Origin of the sequence: Streptococcus parasanguinis (genome assembly GCF_001073155.1) — a bacterium.
GTDB classification, from domain to species: Bacteria; Bacillota; Bacilli; order Lactobacillales; family Streptococcaceae; genus Streptococcus; species Streptococcus parasanguinis_D.
Genome location: NZ_JVEE01000036.1, coordinates 1 through 21,366, shown reverse-complemented (window position 1 = coordinate 21,366; position 21,366 = coordinate 1). Strand labels below are relative to the sequence as shown.

The following is a 21,366-nucleotide window of genomic DNA, read 5'->3' as shown; positions in this document are numbered from 1 at the left end:
GGGAGAGGCCGACCTTTTGTTTAAAAGCCTTTGTAAAGTAGGAGTAGTTGTCATAGCCCACCTGGAGGGCGACTTGGTAAATGGGGGTATCGCTTTGCGATAGCATCTCTTTTGCGGCGGCCATCCGTTTATCGGTGATGTATTTCACCAAGGTTTCGCCGGTGTCGCGCTTAAACACACGCGCTAGATGATCTGGACTAAGAAAAACCATTTCTGCCAGCTTGGTGCGACTGATATCCTCCTTGTAATGGTGATCGATGTAGTCAGTGATCCGCTGGATGAGATTGGATTGGTGTTCTAGATCGATTACATAATGGCGAGCAGAGCTCCAGTAATCCCCAATATAGGCTTCAAAAGCTTCGATGGCATGAAAACGTCGTTCGAAGAGAAATTGATGGTGTTTGTTTTGAAATAACTTGTGGGCGAGAATGCCGTTCTTGTCCAGATAAATCCCAATTTGCTGGGTCCAGTCTAGCTGGAGTTCACTCAGAGCTGAGAGCGGGATGCGATCTTGATTCTCTAAGCTATGGATGATTTGGAGGAGCTGTTCCGCCTCTAGCTGATTTGTAAAAGTGAGCGATGTCCGATGAGCGGGTTTTTGAGGTTGTGCATCCAAAGAAGTATAGGAGTGGATACTGTTCCAATGGAAGACTTGTTCTTCACTGTATTGGCAGAGTTGAAGAGCCTTCATCAAGAGCGTCTCAAGGGAAATAGCGTCTGAATAGAGAAGGATAGAGGATCGGTCTAAGTCTTGCTGGATCTTCTGCTGGATAGCCTTTAGGAAGTCTGCACACTCTGTAGTCTGATTCTTTTTGAAGAGGCAGAGGTAGCGATCGGTCTGGCTTTCGATTTTACTGAGGGCGCAGTAGTGGACAGGGTAATCCAGGGAGAGATCCTTGATACAATGGCGGAGCTGCAAGCGCCAAGAAGGGACGCTGGGGTGAAAGTCTTCTTCAACTAAGTGGAGAGTGATGAGGACTAAGAGGTAGTCTTCATGTGGTTTGGGGTTATAGCCTCGTTTTGTTACTTCTTGAACGAGCTGTTCTGCTTGAGATGGACGCGGTTTTCGCAAGTAGTCATGCCAAAATTCAGCTTCTTTTTGTCCTTGCTGTGCTAATTGGGCCGCACTCTTGTGGCGCTTGATTCTATTGAGGGCTTTTTGAATGATAAATTCTAAGCGGTCGGGGTCAATCGGTTTGAGGTAGTATTCAAAACTTTGGAGTTCAATGGCTTTTTGGGCATAATTGAAATCAGCATAATTGGTGAGGAAGATCGTTTGAATGTCATATTTTTCTGATCGGACCCAGGCTAGGAGATCTAGACCACTGCCTTGTGGCATCTCGATATCACTGATCATGAGGGCGATTGGGTGACTTTGAATGATGGCTTGGGCTTGGCTCAGACTGGAGGCGGTATATACCTGCTCAATGCCCAAGGCTTCCCAATGGATGGTTTCCTGTAGGGCTTTAATGATAAAACGATCATCGTCAACGAGTAGGATATTCATGTGTGTCTCCTTTGTAGGGTTCATAAGGAAGGCTCAGTTGGATGCGGGCACCTCCTTGGGATCCATTTGAAAATTGAAGGGTGTAGTGATCTGGATAGAGGAGATCTAGTCGCTCCCGTGCATTGGTCAAACCAATGTGGTGGCCATCTTCTGTGACTAAGGATTTTTTCTCTGCTAGATCTTGTAAGATAGCGGAGCTAAAACCAGGACCATTATCCTGAAGGGAAATGGCAAGGTGTTGGTTTGCTTCTTCATGAATGGAAAGCTGAATGTGGAAGGAATCTTGGAAGGAAAAGCCGTGTTTGATGGCATTTTCCACAAAGGTTTGTAAAAGCAGGGGTGGAATAGCCGCATCTTTTAGACCAGGATCCCAGTCCAGGTCAAAGTGGATACTGTCCCCATAGCGGATTTTCTGGATTTCTAGGTAATTTCGGATATGTTGGATTTCATCTGCTAAGCGATTGAAATCTTGATTGGCCTGAAAGAGGTGACGCAAGTAGTTGGAAGTCACCTTGGTCAACTCCTCGATTTCCTTATAGTCCTTGGTTTGGAGCATGCTGTGAATCATGGAAAGCATGTTGAGGTAAAAATGGGGTCGGACTTGATTTTTGAGATAGTTGAGTTCGACTTTTTTGAGATTGAGTTGCGCGTGGTAGGCTCGAATTTGGAGGTCTTTCATATGGATCAGAACCTGATTGAGCTTGTGATTGGCCTGATCGATCTCTAAGATCCCTTGGTCTTCGATCACATCTAGCTTGGTAGAAGCAGCATCTAGTTGCGAAAGACGTTGGGTGAGTCGTTTCATCGGTTGGATCATCCGTTGACGAATATAAAGGATCAGAATGGTGGAGAGAACGGCGATGATCAAAGGGACCAAGGAGAGAAGGGTTTCAAGTACGATATTTGTACGGAAAACGTCCCCGTAATCAACTGTCACATACAGATCAAAAGGCAGGTGGGTTTGATTGCTATCGGATTGAATGATGGAATCTGTAGCATGGATCTGGTTGGGGCGTTCGATGGATAAACGCCCTTTTTTCCCAATATTGAGTTTTTGCAAGGGTTTTAAAATATCCTGGGTAGAAATGATGGCATAGATAGCCTTGCCCTTGTAATGGAGGGATTTCAAGAGATAATCATGCTGGTTCAGGCTGATTCGTTGCCATTTTTGATTGGTCTTGTCTGTTTCTTTGTCATAGGTTTTAAGATGATCTTTCAATTGTACATAGTCCAGGTAGGGCAGTTGAAGACTGGAGGCATTGAAAAAATGGGGGATATCTCTTGTCTCTATGAAAAAGGTAATGGGGCTATCCATCTGGTACTGAAACTCCGTGAAATCAATCCGCAGTTTTTTTAGATTTTCATGAAAATCCGTGAAATCAAGTGGGGTATTGAGCTCTGTCAAATAGTCATTGTGGCTAATGGTACTGTACATAAAACGCTCAACGGAGTGAAGCTCTGTATTTAAGGAATCCGCATAGATATGAATCGAGTCCTCTAAATGGAGCATATTTTGGTGTTTAATAAAATTTCGGCTAATCCCACCAATCAAAAGGTTGATCAAGGTATTGACGACTAAGAGGAGAAAGAGTAGGCGCGAAAAAAATTGAATCGAGTGATCTCGTGTACTTCTGTGAATAGCTTTCATAATGAGCACCTCACATATATTATAGCACTATTTGAAAACGGATTCATGAACAAAACCGATATTAAAGTAAAAAAAATCGGGAAAGTGCATGTTTTTGTGTGGAGAAAACGGAAAAGTGAATGAAGATGCACGAAAAAGTTCTATAAAGATGGAAAAGATTCCTATAAAATAAAGGAGAAAGAAAAGGAGGGCCTTATGAAAAGCGAAGTGAATGCGAAGCAGAGCAAATTTAAGAAAAATATTCCTTTATATGTGCTGCTCCTGCCATCGATTATTTTATTGATTTTATTTGCCTATATCCCTATGGCGGGTCTAGTCATCGCTTTTAAAGATTACTCTCCCGCTACTGGGATATTTGGAAGTCCTTGGGCTGGTCTCAAGTATTTTAACCAGTTCTTCTCATCCTTCCAATTTGCAACAACCATGAAGAATACCTTGAAAATTTCTATTTACAGTATTCTGGTTGGTTTTCCCTTGCCGATTGTTCTAGCCATCATTTGCAACCAGATTCGTGTGGGCAAGTTCAAAAAAATCTTTCAAGTAACAACTTATTTGCCTCATTTTATCTCGACCATGGTCATGTGTGGGATGATTATTCTTTTTCTCTCTCCAAGTAGTGGACTGTTAGCCAATGTCCTCAAATTGGTCGTCTTAAAGATGCCTGCCCTCTTATCCAAACCGGGTAGCTTTGCAGGTGTCTATGTCTGGAGTGATGTCTGGCAACATATCGGTTGGGATAGTATCATCTATCTAGCCGCTTTATCAGCCATTGATCCGACCTTTTATGAAGCTGCGACCATGGACGGGGCGAGTCGATTGCAAAAAATCCGTCATATTGACTTACCCTTACTGTTACCAACGGCGATGATTCTCTTGATTCTCAGAGCAGGAAGCCTACTCAGTGTTGGTTTTGAAAAGGTCTTGCTCTTACAAAATCCACTCAATCTGGCAGGAAGTGAAATCATTTCGACCTATGTCTACAAAGTGGGGATGATTAATTTTCAATATAGTTACTCGACAGCGATCGGTCTCTTTAATACCTTGGTTAACTTGATCATCTTACTGTCGGTCAACTGGTTTGCGAAACGCTATACCAAGACAGGATTGTTCTAGGAAGGAGGAGAAATTGTGAAATTGTTTCAACATGCGAGAAAGACCAAGTCAGAAATCCTCTTTGATATTTTTATCTATGGTCTAGCGATTTGCTTGATTCTTTTGATTGTCTACCCTTTGTGGTTTGTCATTATTGCCTCCTTCAGTAATCCGTCTGATGTGGCAACTGGTAAGGTTTGGTTTATCCCGAGGGAATGGCGACTAGATGGCTATCAACGCTTGATTGAGCAACCTTTGTTTCTAAAGAGCTATCTCAACACCATCCTCTACACGGTTGTAGGGACCATCGTTGCCCTCGTCATTAATATCCCGGCTGGTTACGCCTTGTCGCGAAAGGACCTCTTTGCTAAGAAATGGGTCAGTGTCTTCTTTATCGTTCCCATGTTTGTCTCTGGGGGCTTGATTCCCATTTATTTGACAGTGAAACAATTGGGCTTGGTCGACACCTTCTGGGTAATGGTCGTACCGTTTGCAGTATCTCCTTACAATATTGTTGTAGCTCGGACTTTCTTTAACAATAGTATTCCAGAAGGGATGTGGGAAGCCGCCCAGATAGATGGTTGTGGAACCATTCATTACTTCAGAAAGATCGTGCTACCCTTGTCCAAGGCTATTATTGCCGTTATTGGACTTTGGACAGCAGTAGGGATCTGGAATTCTTGGTTCAATGCCTTGATTTATTTGACCAATGAAAATCTCCAACCCCTACAACTGATCCTGCGCCGTCTCTTAATTAGTAATCAAATGTTGCAATCGCAAGCAACAGGGGAGGTAGCTTCTGACCTCCGTATTAAGGCTGATATGATGAAATATGCAGCCATCGTTATCTCAACAGCACCGATTATGATGCTGTATCCATTCGTCCAAAAATACTTTAATCAAGGTGTCATGATAGGGGCCTTGAAAGAATAGGAGAAGATCATGAAAAACAGGAAATTTGCCTATCTGCTCCTTGGAGCAGCTGCTTTAGCTGGCTTGACGGCTTGTGGAGCTTCCACAAATAAATCAAGCAATGACAAGAATGATGGAAATACCTTCAAGATCACGACCGTTCGTTGGTCGGATTGGGGGGAAGACTATCACAAAGGTTTTCTAGATGATTCAGCCAAGGAATCAGGTATCAAGATCAAATGGGATACCATGGTGGCTGCAGACTGGTCTGATAAGAAATCTGTTCTTGTTGCCAGTGGAGATTTACCAGACGCTTTCTTGGGATCCAATGCCTTCACGGATTCTGAAATCGCTCAGAACCAAAATATGTTCATTCCATTGGAAGATTTGATAAAGGACAATATGCCTAACTTGAACAAGGCCTTTGAAAAAGAACCGAAATTAAAAGCCATGGTGACCAACCCAGATGGTCATATTTACAGCCTACCTAAGAAATTGCCAATGCGGCCAATCGTCGGCAACCAGCTCTTTATTAATAAGAAATGGTTGGACAACCTTGGCTTGAAGATGCCGGAAACCTATGACGACTTGGTGACTGTTTTACAAGCCTTCAAGGACAAGGATGCTAATGGCAATGGCGATGTCAATGATGAAATTCCATTTGGCTCTGGTAACTTTGATCCGACCTTCTCTTATATCTTGCCATTCAACAACCGTCTGGGTGGAGATAATACCTATGAAATGTCCGTCAAAGATGGCAAACCGGTCTACCTCCGGACGGAAGAAAGTTATAAACAAGGGATAGCGGCTATGCATGAAGCCTACAAGAAAGGCTTGATCGACCCTGAACTCTTTACAGAAGATACCTCCATGTCTGTTGCCAAACGGATGGACAAGGGAGTGGCGCGTGTCGGTGTATCAAGTGGTTGGACAGCAGATGCAACCTTTGGCCAACATGCCAGCGAATATGCTCCTCTTCCAGCATTGAAGGGCCCAGATGGCAAACAATATGTCATTTCTGACCCAGATCATTTGAACTATGGACGCAATGAAATCCTGATCACGAATAAGTGCAAGGACCCTGCAAAATTGCTCAAATGGTTGGATAAATTCTACACGGATGATGCCAGTATCCAAAACTTCTATGGATCCTTTGGCATTGCGACTGAAAAAGATGGCGATAAGTACAAGGTCTTGGCTCCAAAAGATGGTAAATCTGCCGATGAATGGGCTTGGATCAATTCCCTTCGTGACTTTGGACCAAAATATGTGTCAGATGATATCAATAGTCATGTCGACATCGACCAAACACAGGGTGATGGCCTCAAATTGAAGATGGACAAAGAATTGAAACAATACGCTTTGCCAGCATATCCAAATGTCATCTACTCTCAAGAAGAATTAAACAAATTATCCTCTATTTATGTAGATATCAACTCTTATGTTACCCAACAAGCTTCTAAATGGGTAGTAGAAGGGGGCATCGAAAAAGAATGGGATGATTACAAAGCAACCTTGAAGAAGATGGGCATTGATGACTTTATGAAGATTCAACAGGATGCCTATGATCGTTACCAAAAAGAAGTGAAGTAATAGGGGTCTAAATGGATTCAAGTAAGTAACTCAGGGGCGTAGAGCCCCTGAGTGCTTCCTTAGAGGAAGTAGCAGAAATTGAGATGAAGAACAAGGAGAAGAAGATGCAAAAATTATTTTCATTGGATGGACGCTTGGTCAAGACCTTGACCCGGTTGACAGACATCATTATCTTGAACACCTTGTTTATCGTTTGCTGCCTTCCGATTCTCACGATCGGTGCATCGCTTACGGCTTTAGCAACCATGTGGCACCGCTTGTTGAAAGGGGAAGATACGGATCTCGTCTTTCATTTTTTCCGTCTCTTTCGCGCTAATTTCAAGCAAGCGACGGTGATTTGGCTGACTTGCCTAGGACTATCAGCCCTTCTTTATTTGGATTACTGTCTTTTTTCAAATACAGCCTTCTTAAGTGAGTATGGGATTTGGATCTTGCTTCCCTTTATCGTCCTTCTATTTGGAGGGATGACCTTGATCTTCCCTTATATCGGCCTCTTTGAAGATCCTACAAGAAAGGTCTGTCTAAATAGTTTCCTCATTGCTCTCTTAAATCCTATTCAAACTATCTTTCTTATCTTCTTCAATCTGGCAGTGGTTTATATCAGTCTTAGTAGTCCTGAACGGTTACTGACAGCTATTTATCTCTTTACCTTTGGTGGTTTTGCTCTTTGGAGCTTCTTGAATGTCCGACTGACCGATCAGATCTTTGCAAGGATCCAAGAAGGAGGAATCTTTGAAAAATAAAGTCAAGCAAGTGGGACGTATGTTTTACTGATATTATTTAAATCGAATAAAGTTTCCTAGAAAATCTAGGAAACTTTTTCTATTTCATAAACATTTCACATTTCTTTTCTATAATAACTATAACAAATGATGAAAGCGTCCACATTGTATTGTCGTGGACCTTGAAATGGAGGGTGAGATCATGCTCTTACAACAGGCAATAGCCTATATTTCTCGAAAAAGAACGAGGAATCTGGTCCTCTTTCTGATTCTCCTCTTGATCCTCTCTTGCTTGTATTTCTGTTTTTCACTGATGCAAGTAGGAGGAAGACTGGAGGAACATATCAAGCAGTCGGCTGGGACCAGCTTTGCCCTGACCAGTAAGCAGGGGGATAGGCCCTTTGCTCTGAAGGAGGCTGAAAAGGTGCAGCAGATAGCTGGGGTAGGAACCATGGTTCCTCAATATGAAAGTCCCGTTCGCATTCTTGGTAAAGAAGCGGTGACGGGGCAGCAGTCGGTAGAGCGGGATGATTTGGGTCAGGAAGCCAAGCAAGCGCTAGGTGCTGTCTTTACCCAGAAGACAGACCAGCACCTGGATTTCCGCAGTAGCAGTTTCCAACTGGTGCAAGGCAAACACTTATCCGACAAGGCTCGTGGCCAGATCTTGATCCACCAAGAGTTGGCTAAGAAGAACAAGCTTAAGGTCGGAGATTCCTTGACCTTATCCAGCTTTCAGATGGGAGAGACTCCTGCCAAAGAGCAAACCTTTAAAATCGTAGGGATCTTTTCAGGTAAGAAACAGGAAAAATTCACAGGAATGACCTCTGATTTGAGTGAAAACCAAGTCTACCTCCCTTATGAGGATGCGACCAAGCTCCTAGGTCTCAGTCAGCAAGAAGTGACCCAGGTCACCTTTGGCGTCAAAGATCCTGAGAAAATCGATGCTCTCTTGAAGCAAGTCAAAAGCTTGGATCTGGATTGGCAATCGCTACGCGTGGTCGAAGATCGCAAGGCCTTTGACCAGATGAAGGAATCCTCTCAGACCCTAGAAGGCCTGGTACGAATCATGATGATCGTCCTCCTGGTGACGGGAGCCGGTGCCCTTTCGCTCTTACTGAGTCTCTGGACACGGGAGCGGATCCACGAAATCGGAGTCCTCTTATCTATTGGGAAGAGCAAGGGACGGATCTTTAGACAGTTCCTCTTGGAAGTGGTGCTGGTATCCTTACTAGCGGTGCTCCCAGCCTTTCTCATCGGGCGGATGGTCAGCCATCGTTTCTTAGAGCAGTTTGTCGGACAGACCGGTCAACAGCAGACCCTAGACTTGCTCAAGCAAATCCCTCAAGGCCTTTCCTTAGGAATCGCCTATGCTAGCCTCTTGTGCTTGATCCTTCTGTCGCTGGGTGTAACTACCAGCATGATCTGGCGCAAGACCCCAAAAGAAATATTAACAAAAATGAGTTAAGGAGAAATGACACCTATGTTAGAACTCAAACATGTAGCCTATAGTTACCAAAGTTACCAAGAAGAGATTTTCTCAGACGTGAACTATCAGTTCAAAAATGGGACATTTTACAGCATTATCGGTCAGTCTGGAGCTGGGAAATCGACCCTCCTCTCTCTCTTAGCTGGACTGGATAATCCCAAGAAGGGACAGGTTCTCTTTGATGGGGAGGACATCCAGACTAAAGGGTCTAGCTACCACCGCAAGCACCATGTCTCCCTGGTCTTTCAGAATTACAATCTGATTGACTATTTGACGCCACTTGAAAATGTCCGCCTGGTTAACAAACAAGCTGGGAAAGAGATTCTCTTGGAATTGGGATTGGACGAAACGCAAATCAAACGCAATGTCCTTCAACTATCCGGCGGGCAGCAACAGCGGGTGGCCATTGCGCGTGCGCTCGTTTCAGAAGCACCTGTCATCTTGGCAGATGAACCGACAGGAAACCTTGACGAACAGACAGCAGGTGACATTATTGCCATTTTGAAGAAGTTGGCCAAGGAACGCCAAAAATGTGTCATTGTCGTCACCCACAGTAAGGAAGTGGCAGAGGCCTCCGATGTGGTCTTGGAATTGAGTCGCCGTAGCCTCGTTGAGAAGAGCAAGTAAGGAGGGAATGCTATGTTGCGCAATGCTTTTGCTTATATCACACGTAAATGGCCCAAGTCTCTCTTGCTCTTTGCCATCATTCTCCTCATGGGGACCTTGAGCTTGATCGGACTCTCCATGAAGGGAGCCACCCAAAAAGCTTCATCGGAAAGCCTGGGATCCATCACCAATAGCTTCTCCATGCAGATCAACCGCAGGACCAATCCAGGAACCCCTCGGGGAGCTGGGAATCTCAGAGGAGAAGATATCGAAAAAATCAGTCAGGTAGAGGGGATCACCTCCTCCATCAGGCGGATCAATGCCATTGCGGATATCCTAGACCACGAGATCATTGAGACCGAAGAAACCCTGCAAAATCAGTCTCCAGAGCGGGCCAAATACTTCAAGAATACCTTGATGGTGACGGGGGTCAATGACTCTTCAAAAGAAGATAAATTTGTCTCTGGGGCCTACAAACTGGTCCAAGGGGAGCACCTGACAGATAAGGACAAAAACCAAATCCTCATGCACGAAGATTTGGCGAAAAAGAATGGTCTTAAGGTGGGCGATAAGGTGCGTCTCAAGTCCAATCTCTACGATGCTGACAATGAAAAAGGGGCCAATGAAACTGTCGAAGTGACCATCAAGGGCTTGTTCTCAGGGAAGAACCAAGCTCCTCTAACTTACGCCCAAGAGTTGTACGAAGATACCCTCATCTCTGACCTGGATACAGCTGCCAGACTCTATGGCAATACTGTCCAAACAGCTACCTATGAGGATGCGACCTTCTTTGCCAAAGGGGATCAGGATCTGGATGCCTTGATCGAAAAAATCAAAGCACTCGATATTGACTGGAACCTCTATGACCTGGTTAAGAGCTCTTCCAACTACCCAGCCTTGCAAAAATCCATCAGCAGCATGTTCCAAGTGGCAGACTACTTGTTTATCGGAAGTCTCGTCTTTGCTAGCTTGCTTCTCACTCTTCTCCTCGTCTTGTGGCTCAATGCCCGTCGCAGAGAAGTGGGAATCTTATTGGCTCTAGGACTTTCTAAGGTACAGATTGCGGGACAATTCGTGGCAGAATTAGTCATGATTTCCATCCCAGCCTTCCTCCTCTCCTATGGAGTTGCAGGACTTCTTGCCAAAGCAGTCGGAGATACGGTGCTTAAGAACGTAACCAGTGGCATTGCCAAACAAATGGCTCAAGAATCCTCTGCAGCCAACCTTGGTGGGGGAGCTGAGGCAGAAAGCTTTAGTAAGACCTTGACAGACCTCCATATGGACATCCAACTGAGCCAATTGTTGGTGATTGTCTTGGTTGGCGGCCTCCTCTTGATTCTGGTATCCATCCTTTCTTCTCAATGGCTCTTGTATAAGAAACCAAAAGATCTCTTGGTGGATGTCGAATAAGAGATTGTTTCCTAAAATAGAAATAGGGTATAATAGGAGGTAGAAGAAGTTTCTTAGATAAAAGGGAAGTGTATGAAGATACTAATTGTAGAAGATGAAGTCCTGATTCGCGAAGGGATGAGCGACTATCTCATGGAATGTGGCTATGAGGTCTTTGAAGCAGGCGATGGGCAGGAGGCCCTGGACCTCTTTCACAGAGAAGCGCCGGATCTGGTCTTGCTGGATATCCAGCTCCCGATCCTCAATGGCTTGGAAGTCCTCAAGACCATCCGGAAGACCAGCTCAGTCCCTGTCCTCATGCTGACGGCCTTCCATGATGAGGACTATAAGTTGACAGCCTTTGGAGAGTTGGCAGATGGCTACCTGGAAAAACCCTTCTCCTTGTCCCTCTTGAAGGTCCGTATCGAAGCTATTTTTAAAAAGCTTCAGCCTTCCCGGGTCTTCACCTATGGAGAGGCACGAGTGGATTTTGAGAGCTACACAGCCAGTTTAGCTGGGCAAGCCATCTCCATGAATGCCAAGGAGTTGGAAATCTTGGAATACTTGCTCCAGCATGAGGGTAAGGCCCGGACTCGCTCTCAGATCCTCGATGCCGTCTGGAAGGAGACGGAGGAGATTCCTTTTGACCGGGTGATCGATGTCTATATCAAGGAACTACGAAAAAAACTAGAGCTGGACTGTATCGTAACGGTACGCAATGTCGGCTATAAATTGGAGAGACCATGACCAAACGAAGTATCTTTGCAAAGATCTTTCTGATCACCTTTGCCCTTTTTAGTGGCTTAGTCATCCTTCTACATGCTTCGGTTTACTTTATTTTCCCCTCGACCTATATCGAGTCTCAGCGCCAGACGATTTTAAAGAAATCACAGGCCCTGGCCAAGAGTTTCCAAGGCCAGGAAGAAGGGACCATTGAGTCCGTCATCGACCTTTATTCCAAGACCAACGATATCAAGGTCTCGATCAAGGGCAAGGAAAAACAAAATGCCCTAGAGGTTAAGGATGACTTGCTCCTGAACCCTGATAGCCAGAATAATTCGCTGGTCATTGAAGAGCGAAAGATTCAGACCAAAGAGGGGAAGGACTTGACCTTGCAATTCTTAGCAACTGTCGATTCCCAAAAGGAAGCGCGGGACATCAGTCTGGGCTTCCTTCCCTATAGTCTCCTTGCTTCCTTTGTCCTGTCGCTGATCGCTTCCTATCTCTATGCCCGCCTGATTTCTGCTCCAATCCTTGAGATCAAGCAGATGACCAAGCGGATGAAGCGTTTGGATCGGACAGCTAGTCTTCCCATTCACTCGCAGGATGAGATCGGCGTACTCAAGCAACAGATCAACGACCTCTATCACCATCTCCTAGAAGTGATCGACAATCTAGAGCAGCAGAAACAGGAAAATCTGAAGTTGGAGCAGATGAAGGTGGAATTCCTACGTGGAGCCTCGCATGAGCTCAAGACGCCTCTGGCCAGCTTGAAGATTATCCTAGAAAATATGCGGGATAAGATCGGCCGCTACAAGGACCGGGACCGCTATCTGTCGGTCTCCCTTGATATCGTCGATGAGATGAACCAGATCGTCCTAGAAATCCTGTCCCTTTCTTCTGTCCAAGAATTGGCCGGAGACAAGGAGTGGATCCAGCTGGATCAGGTCGTAGAGCAGATCCTCGACCAGTACAAGGTCTTGGCTCAATCACGCGAGCTCACGATTGACAATCAGATCCCAGCTAAACCAATCTATATGGACCCAGCGATTCTGAAATTGGTCCTCTCAAATGTTATCAGTAATGCCGTTAAGCATTCGGATGCCGGTGGAGAGATCCAGCTCCGTCTCGAAGAGGAAGGGACGCACTTGGCGATTGAAAATACCAGCCAGGAAATGGTAGAGACCGCTGAGCTGCCAATGACCGCTAGTCGCCAGAAGAAGGAAGGCGGCTTGGGACTCTTCGTGGTCCAACACTTGCTAGACCATGAAGAACTGGCCTACCAATTTGATAAAACGGCTATGGGCTTGTGCTTCTGTATGGAACTGCCCAAGGAGTCACAAGAATAAAAAAAAGCCACCATCGGGTGGCTTTTTTCTATAGGTGATTTCACCATTTCGTCAAGGAGATTTCTCCGCTATTGAGCCAGATTTCTTCTTGATTGTCTAATTGGACCAAGAGTTGGCCGGTATCAGAGATGTCTTTGGCGAGGCCCTGATAGGTTTGCTGGTTCTGCTCAAAGGTAACGGTTCGTCCTAAGACCAGGGAGCGCTCTTTGTAGAGGTAGACCAGTTCATCGATATCCGTTTGGAAGAATTCTTTCCAGATCTCGCTGATGAGGTCATTGCGGGTGATGGGACAAGGTCCTTCAAATAAGGAACCAGCCTTGGTTTGTAGCTCATCTGGAAAAGTAGGGATGGCTAAATTGAGACCGACTCCGATAATAACATCCGTGACGAGACCAGTCTCAATCGACGTGATAGCTTCGGTGAGGATTCCCCCAATTTTTTTATGGCGGTAGTAAATATCATTGACCCATTTGATATCGATATCGATCAGGGTCAAGTTTTTAATAGCCTTGTAGATAGCTCCAGCGACCATCAAGGTATAAGGAGGGAGCTCCGCAGGTGGCAGTTGAGGCTTGAGATGAAGGGACATGTAGATGCCCCCTTGATCAGGGCAGTAGTAGTCACGACCAAAGCGGCCTTTTCCAGCGGATTGCGAATTGGCCAGGTAGAGCGCCTTGCCTTCTTTATGGGTTTCTATGCCTAATTTGGCATCCAATTGGGTGGAGCTACATTGTTCGTTTAAGGAAACGGTCAATTGGGTATTTTTTGCAATCACTGCAGGAAGCAGAATATCGCCTGAGACCAGTTTGTAGCCCTTCTTTTTGAGGGATTCGATGACGACCCCATCTTTTTCTAGACGTTGGATGGCCTTCCAGATAGAGGTGCGGGAAACACCTAATTCTTTTGCCAGCTGCTCCCCATTGACATAATCATCTGCCTGAGAAAGGGTTTGAAAGAGGATTTCGTGTGTTTTCATAGTTTTTTATTCTTGGAAAGGATGGAGGATCATCCATTCTTCGTACTTTCTCTAATAGTTAGCTTGGTTCCTAGCATAGTGAGGGTTGGTATTTCTCTCGGAGATAGGACTTGTTTATTTAGTACATCCATTGCGGTTCGTCCCATTTCTTCTGTAAAAACGGTGATGGTAGAGAGGGGAGGAAAGACTTGCTTGGCTAAACTGGTATCATTAAAGGAAATGAGTTGGATATCATCAGGGACCTTAATGCCGGCTTCTTGAAAAGCCCGGAGAGCCCCAATGGCTAAACTATCACTCGCAGCAAAATAGGCATCTGGTAAGGGTAAGCCAGACTGAAGCTTAGAGGAAATGAGGTCATAGCCTGATTGAGCTGTAAAACTTCCAGTGAGGATGAGTTCAGGGTGATAAATACTTCTTTCAATACAATAGTTTCGATAGGCTCGTCGCCGAGGATCGGGAATACTTTCCAATAGGTCAGTTGTTTTTTCCTCACCGCTAAGGAGCCCAATTGTTTGACAGCCTTGTTTTCGTAAATAGGAAAGAGCAGTCTGTACAGCATTTTCAAATTCAGTCGCGACGCAAGGGTGACCTTGGTTAAGGGTGTTACTATCAACAAAAACCAGAGGTTTGTCTAGCCTTTCTAACTCGACAATCTGAACCCTACTAAACTTTCCGATACAAAGGACCCCAATAACTTCCTCACCTAATCGAAAAGGAATATCATTGAAATAGCGGAGAATCCCATAGTCGAGATCCTGTGCTCTTTTTTCAATGCCTAAGCGGATGTTGTAATAGTAGAGGTCGTCCAGCTCTCCCTCTTCACTTTTCCATTGGATGATGACAATTTGCTGTTTTTCTTTTTTAAAGTTCCCACTTTTCTGATGTCTGGTGTAGCCTAGTTCGTCAGCAACAGTCAAAATTCTGTGGCGGGTTTCCTCCGTTACAGAAAGACTGGCATCTTGGTTCAGAACACGAGAGACAGTGGCGATGGATACGTCTGCGAGGTTAGCAATATCCTTTAATGTGGCCATTCGTTTTCTCCTTCTTTCTTCTAGTATATCATAGGTTTCGTCATATTAGCGAATTTTACTAAAACTTTAGTAAAATAATTGATTTGTTGCATGAAAGGGGTTACACTAGTGGTAAATAACTATATAAGTGAGGTAATCTCAATGAATACTCAAGAACGTCGGGAAGCTTTTCAAACAGTCTTTGGAGCAGAAGCAGATCACACTTTCTTTTCACCAGGACGGATTAATCTGATCGGTGAACACACTGACTATAATGGTGGCCATGTCTTTCCGGCAGCCATCACACTTGGTACCTACGGAGCAGCCAGAAAGCGCGAGGATAAGGTCTTGCGTTTCTTCTCAGGAAACTTTGAAGACAAGGGGATCATTGAAGTTCCACTTGAAAATCTCCACTTTGAAAAAGAGCACAACTGGACCAACTATCCAAAAGGCGTACTCCACTTCTTGCAAGAAGCTGGTCATGTCATTGATAGCGGTATGGATGTCTATGTCTACGGCAATATTCCAAATGGATCCGGTCTTTCTTCTTCAGCATCGCTTGAGCTCTTGATTGGCGTCATCGCTGAGAAACTATATGATCTTCATTTAGACCGCTTAGATCTGGTCAAGATCGGGAAACAAACCGAAAATCACTTCATCGGAGTCAACTCTGGGATCATGGACCAATTTGCCATCGGTATGGGAGCTGATCAACGGGCTATTTATCTCGATACCAACACCCTAGAGTATGATTTGGTACCGCTGGACCTCAAAGACAATGTCGTGGTCATCATGAACACCAACAAACGCCGGGAATTAGCGGATTCAAAATACAATGAACGTCGTGCAGAATGTGAAACCGCCGTCTCTGAACTCCAAGAAAAATTGGATATCCAAACCTTAGGGGAATTGGACCTCTGGGCTTTTGATGCATACAGCTACTTGATTAAGGATGAAAACCGCATCAAACGAGCTCGTCATGCTGTACTTGAAAACCAACGGACTCTCCAAGCTCGTAAGGCACTTGAAGCAGGTGATTTGGGAGGTTTTGGTCGTCTCATGAATGCTTCCCACGTATCCTTGGAGCATGACTACGAAGTGACAGGTCTAGAATTGGATACCTTGGTGCATACAGCCTGGCAACAAGAAGGTGTCTTGGGCGCTCGTATGACAGGAGCAGGCTTTGGTGGTTGCGCCATCGCCCTTGTAAACAAAGATAAAGTTGATGCCTTTAAAGAAGCTGTCGGCAAACGCTATGAAGAAGTCGTTGGCTATGCGCCTAGCTTTTATATTGCAGAAGTTGCGGCAGGGACACGGGTTTTAGACTAGGTGATAATAATGGAAGCTGTAATATTTGATTTAGATGGCTTATTAGCTGATACGGAAATCATTTCTCTAAAAGTTTATCAAGAATTGCTTGGAGATTTTGGAATTCCTTTCACAGAAGAAACCTACTCTAGAGACTACAGTGGACATAGGGAAGAGGAGAATGTTCAACGATTTTTGGATAGCTATGATTTACCCTGGAACTTTGACCAAACCTTGGATAGAGTTTATGAGCTGGAAGCTCAAATCTTAGCTCAAGGTGTCAATTTAAAAAAAGGTGCTAAGAATTTGCTTAGTTTTTTGAAAAGAGAAGGTATTCCAATCGCCCTAGCAACTTCAAGTATTGAATCTCGGACTAGAATGATCTTGGATAGCAATGATATATTGTCCCTATTTGACCATTTAGTTTTTGCAAAAGATGTCAAGCGAAGTAAACCTTATCCAGATATATTTTTAAAGGCTTGTAGTGATTTGAATGCTTTGCCAGAGAATTGCTTAGTACTAGAGGATAGTGAAGCAGGGATTGAAGCAGCCTATCGGGCTGGAATACCAGTCATATGTGTTCCAGATTTAAAAGTACCAGCACAGTCTTTCTTAACGAAAGCAGAACAAGTTTTCCAGGATTTGGATGCTGTCAGAGACTATTTAAAACGTAAGAAGGAGAATCAATGAATCAGGGAATTTTGGATGCATTTGTCACGGCCGTCATTGCGGCGAGTGACTACGAAGAGATGGATCGGATTTATCTAAAAAATCGCGTCATGAGTCGCGTTGGAGAAGAAGGGCTAGATGCCCCAGCCAAAAAAGAAGACTTGATTGCACTCAAAGATCAGTTGGTGGAGATTGCGGTTGCGAATAGCAAGATCCAGGACAGTATGGCCGCCAAGGACAGCTTGGGTGCGGAGTTGATGGATTGGATTACCCCTAGCCCTAGTCAGGTCAACCATCGCTTTTGGGAGACCTACCGTCAGTCCAAGGAAGACGCGATTGCTGATTTCTATGACCTCTCTAAGCGCAATGATTACATCAAAGTCAATGCGATTGCGCAAAACATTGCCTTTGAGGCAGAAACTCCCTACGGTTCTCTTGAAATCACCATTAATCTGTCAAAACCTGAAAAAGATCCTAAAGACATTGCAGCGGCCAAACTTGCCAAAGCCAGTCATTATCCAGCCTGCCAATTGTGTTTTGAAAATGAAGGTTATCAAGGTCGCCTAGACCATCCAGCCCGGGCTAATCACAGGATTATTCGCTTTGATATGAACGGTCATGACTGGGGCTTTCAGTATTCCCCTTATGCCTACTTCAATGAACACTGCATTTTCCTTGATAGCCAGCATGTTCCCATGGCCATTAGTCGTAAGACCTTTGAGCGACTCTTGACCATTGTCGAGACTTTTCCAGGCTATTTTGCGGGCTCCAATGCAGACCTGCCCATTGTAGGGGGGTCCATCCTGACTCATGACCATTACCAAGGCGGACGGCACACCTTCCCTATGGAGCTAGCTCCTGTTGAGGAAATCTTTACCATTGAGGGCTTTGAGGCTGTATCGGTAGGAATTGTTAATTGGCCCATGTCAGTTCTTCGTTTGCAATCGGACGACAAGGCGCAATTGATTGCCCTGGCAGACCATATCCTCACAACCTGGCGAGGCTACTCGGATCCAGCCGTTCAAGTCTTAGCAGCATCCGATGGTCAGCCCCACCATACCATTACCCCCATAGCACGGATTCGTGATGGGCATTATGAACTGGATTTGGTGCTCCGTGACAACCAAACCTCACCAGAGCATCCCGATGGCATTTATCATCCACACGCGGATGTGCAACACATCAAAAAAGAAAATATCGGCCTGATCGAAGTCATGGGCTTGGCCATTTTGCCACCTCGCCTCAAGGAAGAGCTCAAGCAGGTTCAAGACTATTTGCTTGGACGTGAGAGTACAGTGGCAACCTACCACCAGCCTTGGGCAGATGATTTGAAAGCCACTCACCCATCCATCACAGACGAAGCAGAGGCAGAAGCTATTGTTCGTGAATCAGTCGGTCAGATCTTTGCGCGCGTGCTCGAAGATGCCGGTGTCTACAAGAGAACAGCAGAAGGACAAGCTGCCTTTAGACGCTTTGTTGCGACACTTTAAGTGTGGAGAAGCGGCAGAAATTTGGTACAATAATAGAGAAGACAAGAAGCGAAAGGAAAACAAATGGCAATACTCGTACTCGGAGGAGCTGGCTATATCGGTTCCCACATGGTCGACCGCTTGGTCAATGAAGGACAGGAAAAAGTCGTCGTGGTCGATAGCCTGGTCACAGGCCACCGTGCAGCGGTGCATCCAGATGCCGTCTTTTACCAAGGAGATCTGGCAGATCAAGACTTCATGCGCAGGATTTTTAAGGAACATGCAGATATCGATGCGGTCATCCACTTTGCGGCCTATTCACTGGTAGCTGAGTCTATGGCAGATCCATTGAAATATTTTGACAACAATACAGCTGGCATGGTCAAACTCTTGGAAGTCATGCATGAATGTGGGGTGCACTACATCGTCTTTTCTTCAACCGCTGCCACTTACGGTATTCCAGAAGAAATTCCGATTCTTGAAACCACTCCACAAAAACCGATTAATCCTTATGGCGAAAGCAAGCTCATGATGGAAACCATTATGCGCTGGGCAGATCAAGCATACGGCATCAAGTATGTGCCCCTTCGTTACTTTAATGTAGCGGGTGCTAAGCCTGATGGCTCGATTGGCGAAGACCACGGACCAGAGACCCACCTCTTGCCAATCGTCTTACAAGTAGCCCAAGGCAAACGTGAAAAAATCTCTATTTTTGGAGATGACTACAAGACACCAGATGGGACCAATGTCCGGGACTATGTCCATCCATTTGACTTGGCAGATGCCCACATGCTTGCCGTGGAGTATCTCAGAAAAGGGAATGAATCGACTGCCTTTAATCTGGGCTCGTCAACTGGATTCTCCAATCTTCAAATCGTTGAAGCAGCTCGCAAGGTGACGGGACATCCGATTCCACTTGAGATTGCTGATCGTAGACCGGGAGATCCAGATACCCTGATCGCATCCTCTGAGAAGGCGCGTGCAATTCTCGGCTGGCAACCAAAATTTGATAATATCGAAACCATCATCCAAACAGCCTGGGCATGGCATTCCAGCCACCCAGATGGCTACAATGATCGATAAGGAGGGGACTGCAAACATCATTTTTGAGGCTTTTCTAATAACATCTAAAACGACAGTTGATCTTGCTACATGACTCATTTCAGAAATCAGTCATTTCCTTAACCATCATAAAATAGTGAGGGATTCAAAATGAATAAAACCACAAAATTGTTAGCCGTCTTCTTGACAGCGGGTCTTCTTTTAGCTGGTTGCGGACAAAAAGAGAGTACGAAATCTACTAGTCCATCGTCCACTAAAGAGACGAGTAAAGCAACAAGCAAATCATCCGCTAAAGAAAAGACAAAAGAGTCATCAACTGATGAAAGCAAAAAAGAAGATGCACTAGCAGGTGCGCAAAAAACCGTTCTCGAAACGAGTGATGAAGCAGGTAAGTCAACCATCACCTTGTATTACAAGGGAGATACCTTGTTATTACAAGAAAAAGTTGATGATTACGACGTCTCAAAAGTTCCTGGTGAGAACCCTCTTGAAACCATGAAAGAAGCCGTCGCAAAAAGCCAAGAAAAATTCAAAGATCTGATGGGACATGGATTTGAACTGACATCAGAATATAAAGATGGAATCTTTTATATCCGCAATACCATTGATTACACAAAAATCGATTTTAATAAATTAAAAGAAATCGTCCCAGGCTTTAATCCACTAGATGACAAAACAGTTAGTTATTCAGTAACGAAAGACAGTCTTATCAAGGGCGGTATGGTCGAAAAATAAACAAAATGGAGAGCAGTTCAGTTCGCTGCTCTCTTTTTGTTTTGGTATGAATTCATGAGCATATTTTGGTAGAATAGGGTTTAAAGAAAAGTAAGATTAAAGAATGATTAGCAATTGTATGAAGAAAATCTTTAGTTGAGTGATTACAAGGAAAGAAATCCACTGACGATTCGGAAGTATTGAGAAGATCAATATAGTTTACTTATACACTGATCAAACGATTCATCCCTTTTGAAATTAGAGATGTAATGGAAGGGGTTGAAAGAAATACAATTAAGTATAAAAAAAGAGCATTTCTGATAATGGAAATGCTCTTTTTGGGGTTAAGATGACCTCAATCTATCTGTGCCTGATGATGTATTGATCATGATAAAACAAATCTTCGTTAGAAGGTAAGTCTATTCATTTTTTTGAATGATTAGTTTTCCAGCTCTAATTTCCCAGACTTGGTCAAAGTTCTTCAGTGCTTCATTCTGTCGGTGTAAGGTAATGATGACAGCACACGGTAAGTCTAGTACTTTTTTCAATTCTGCCTCGAACTGACGAGCGTCCAAGGCTGAAAAAGGTTCATCCATAATAACTAATGGACTCTGACGGTTTTTTTCTCGATTGAGGTACATGCGTTGTTGTTGACCACCTGACAGGGATTGAGGAGGTGTTACTTCGAACTCCACATCCTTAAACTCTGCAGGAAAAGTATTGAATAGCGTAACATTATTTTCATAACTAGAGATGAAGCTATGCTCTTGTTGCAAAATCAAGCCAAATTTTCCCCAAAGCTGATTTAGAGGAAGATCATTCAGCAAAATCTCGCCTTGGAAATCCTCATCTGTACCATTTAAAATATTGAGTAGGCTACTCTTACCTGATCCGTTCTCTCCAATGAGGGCAATCTTATCTCCTTTATGAATGGTGGCAAAAGAAATCTTTAATGTTGATTCCCCAAGTTGTTTAGAAAGATTCTTCAATGTGATTGTTTCAAAAGAAAGCTGTGGTGCCTGAATTGAAGATGGATGCTTAACAATAGTTTGAAAGCTTTTAATTACAGGCTTTACCGACTCCAACATTTGCAGATCGTAAAGGATTTCTTGAATTGGTTCTGAGAAGGCTGTA

Annotated in this window: 19 protein-coding genes; 14 read left to right on the top strand and 5 right to left on the bottom strand. The window is 44.5% G+C overall.

Going from position 1 to position 21,366, the window contains the following annotated elements; all coding sequences use genetic code 11:
• Both ADH92_RS06500 and ADH92_RS06495 read right to left on the bottom strand, forming a co-directional pair.
• Positions 1–1,507 (bottom strand): response regulator (locus ADH92_RS06500; RefSeq protein ID WP_049497850.1); only part of this gene is annotated, 1,507 nt, incomplete at its 3' end.
• Positions 1,488–3,155 carry a sensor histidine kinase gene (locus ADH92_RS06495; protein ID WP_049497849.1) on the bottom strand — a complete coding sequence of 556 codons (1,668 nt, stop codon included), beginning with the start codon at positions 3,153–3,155 and terminating at the stop codon, positions 1,488–1,490. The genes ADH92_RS06500 and ADH92_RS06495, both read right to left, overlap by 20 nt.
• 195 nt (positions 3,156–3,350) lie before the next feature.
• Here ADH92_RS06495 and ADH92_RS06490 point away from each other — a divergent pair, with 195 nt between their 5' ends.
• The 9 genes from ADH92_RS06490 (at position 3,351) to ADH92_RS06450 (ending at position 13,024) form a co-directional block, all read left to right on the top strand.
• Complete coding sequence (locus tag ADH92_RS06490) at positions 3,351–4,268, top strand: ABC transporter permease (RefSeq protein WP_049497848.1); 918 nt, start codon at positions 3,351–3,353, stop codon at positions 4,266–4,268.
• Positions 4,269–4,283: 15 nt separating this feature from the next.
• Entirely contained in the window at positions 4,284–5,180 is an 897-nt protein-coding gene (locus ADH92_RS06485) for a carbohydrate ABC transporter permease (RefSeq protein WP_014713543.1), read from the top strand.
• Positions 5,181–5,189: 9 nt separating this feature from the next.
• Positions 5,190–6,752, top strand: coding sequence for a type 2 periplasmic-binding domain-containing protein (locus tag ADH92_RS06480; RefSeq protein ID WP_049497847.1), 1,563 nt, complete (start codon positions 5,190–5,192; stop codon positions 6,750–6,752).
• A 104-nt stretch (positions 6,753–6,856) separates the two neighbouring features.
• A complete protein-coding gene (locus ADH92_RS06475; protein WP_049497846.1) occupies positions 6,857–7,495 on the top strand; it encodes a YesL family protein in 639 nt (212 codons plus the stop codon).
• A gap of 181 nt (positions 7,496–7,676) precedes the next feature.
• Complete coding sequence (locus ADH92_RS06470; RefSeq protein ID WP_049497845.1) at positions 7,677–8,939, top strand: ABC transporter permease; 1,263 nt, start codon at positions 7,677–7,679, stop codon at positions 8,937–8,939.
• A gap of 6 nt (positions 8,940–8,945) precedes the next feature.
• Complete coding sequence (locus ADH92_RS06465; protein ID WP_049497844.1) at positions 8,946–9,587, top strand: ABC transporter ATP-binding protein; 642 nt, start codon at positions 8,946–8,948, stop codon at positions 9,585–9,587.
• 12 nt (positions 9,588–9,599) lie between these two features.
• A complete protein-coding gene (locus ADH92_RS06460; protein ID WP_049497843.1) occupies positions 9,600–10,976 on the top strand; it encodes an ABC transporter permease in 1,377 nt (458 codons plus the stop codon).
• A 72-nt stretch (positions 10,977–11,048) separates the two neighbouring features.
• A complete protein-coding gene (locus ADH92_RS06455) occupies positions 11,049–11,702 on the top strand; it encodes a response regulator transcription factor (RefSeq protein ID WP_009731294.1) in 654 nt (217 codons plus the stop codon).
• Positions 11,699–13,024, top strand: a complete 1,326-nt coding sequence (locus ADH92_RS06450) for a sensor histidine kinase (RefSeq protein ID WP_049497842.1) — start codon at positions 11,699–11,701, stop codon at positions 13,022–13,024. Before ADH92_RS06455 ends, ADH92_RS06450 begins: the two co-directional genes overlap by 4 nt.
• Before the next feature lie 40 nt (positions 13,025–13,064).
• On the opposite strand, the gene birA is transcribed toward ADH92_RS06450, so the two are convergent.
• Positions 13,065–14,000 (bottom strand): bifunctional biotin--[acetyl-CoA-carboxylase] ligase/biotin operon repressor BirA, encoded by a 936-nt coding sequence (gene birA / locus ADH92_RS06445; protein ID WP_049497841.1) that lies wholly within the window; start codon positions 13,998–14,000, stop codon positions 13,065–13,067.
• Between the two features lie 29 nt (positions 14,001–14,029).
• The gene (locus ADH92_RS06440) at positions 14,030–15,031 is read right to left on the bottom strand and encodes a LacI family DNA-binding transcriptional regulator (protein ID WP_003002635.1); all 1,002 of its coding nucleotides are present in this window, start codon (positions 15,029–15,031) and stop codon (positions 14,030–14,032) included.
• Between the two features lie 141 nt (positions 15,032–15,172).
• Between ADH92_RS06440 and ADH92_RS06435 the strand changes: the two genes are divergently transcribed.
• The 5 genes from ADH92_RS06435 (at position 15,173) to ADH92_RS06415 (ending at position 20,253) form a co-directional block, all read left to right on the top strand.
• The gene (locus tag ADH92_RS06435) at positions 15,173–16,339 is read left to right on the top strand and encodes a galactokinase (RefSeq protein WP_049497840.1); all 1,167 of its coding nucleotides are present in this window, start codon (positions 15,173–15,175) and stop codon (positions 16,337–16,339) included.
• A gap of 9 nt (positions 16,340–16,348) precedes the next feature.
• Entirely contained in the window at positions 16,349–17,008 is a 660-nt protein-coding gene (locus ADH92_RS06430) for an HAD family hydrolase (protein WP_049497839.1), read from the top strand.
• A complete protein-coding gene (gene galT, locus ADH92_RS06425) occupies positions 17,005–18,477 on the top strand; it encodes a UDP-glucose--hexose-1-phosphate uridylyltransferase (protein WP_049497838.1) in 1,473 nt (490 codons plus the stop codon). Before ADH92_RS06430 ends, galT begins: the two co-directional genes overlap by 4 nt.
• A 63-nt stretch (positions 18,478–18,540) precedes the next feature.
• Positions 18,541–19,539: a UDP-glucose 4-epimerase GalE gene (gene galE, locus ADH92_RS06420; RefSeq protein ID WP_049497837.1), complete on the top strand. Its 999-nt coding sequence runs from the start codon at positions 18,541–18,543 to the stop codon at positions 19,537–19,539.
• 129 nt (positions 19,540–19,668) lie between these two features.
• Positions 19,669–20,253 carry a DUF1307 domain-containing protein gene (locus tag ADH92_RS06415; protein ID WP_049497836.1) on the top strand — a complete coding sequence of 195 codons (585 nt, stop codon included), beginning with the start codon at positions 19,669–19,671 and terminating at the stop codon, positions 20,251–20,253.
• Between the two features lie 398 nt (positions 20,254–20,651).
• Here ADH92_RS06415 and ADH92_RS06410 read toward each other — a convergent pair.
• On the bottom strand, positions 20,652–21,366 hold a 715-nt coding region (locus ADH92_RS06410), incomplete at its 5' end, for an ATP-binding cassette domain-containing protein (RefSeq protein ID WP_049497835.1).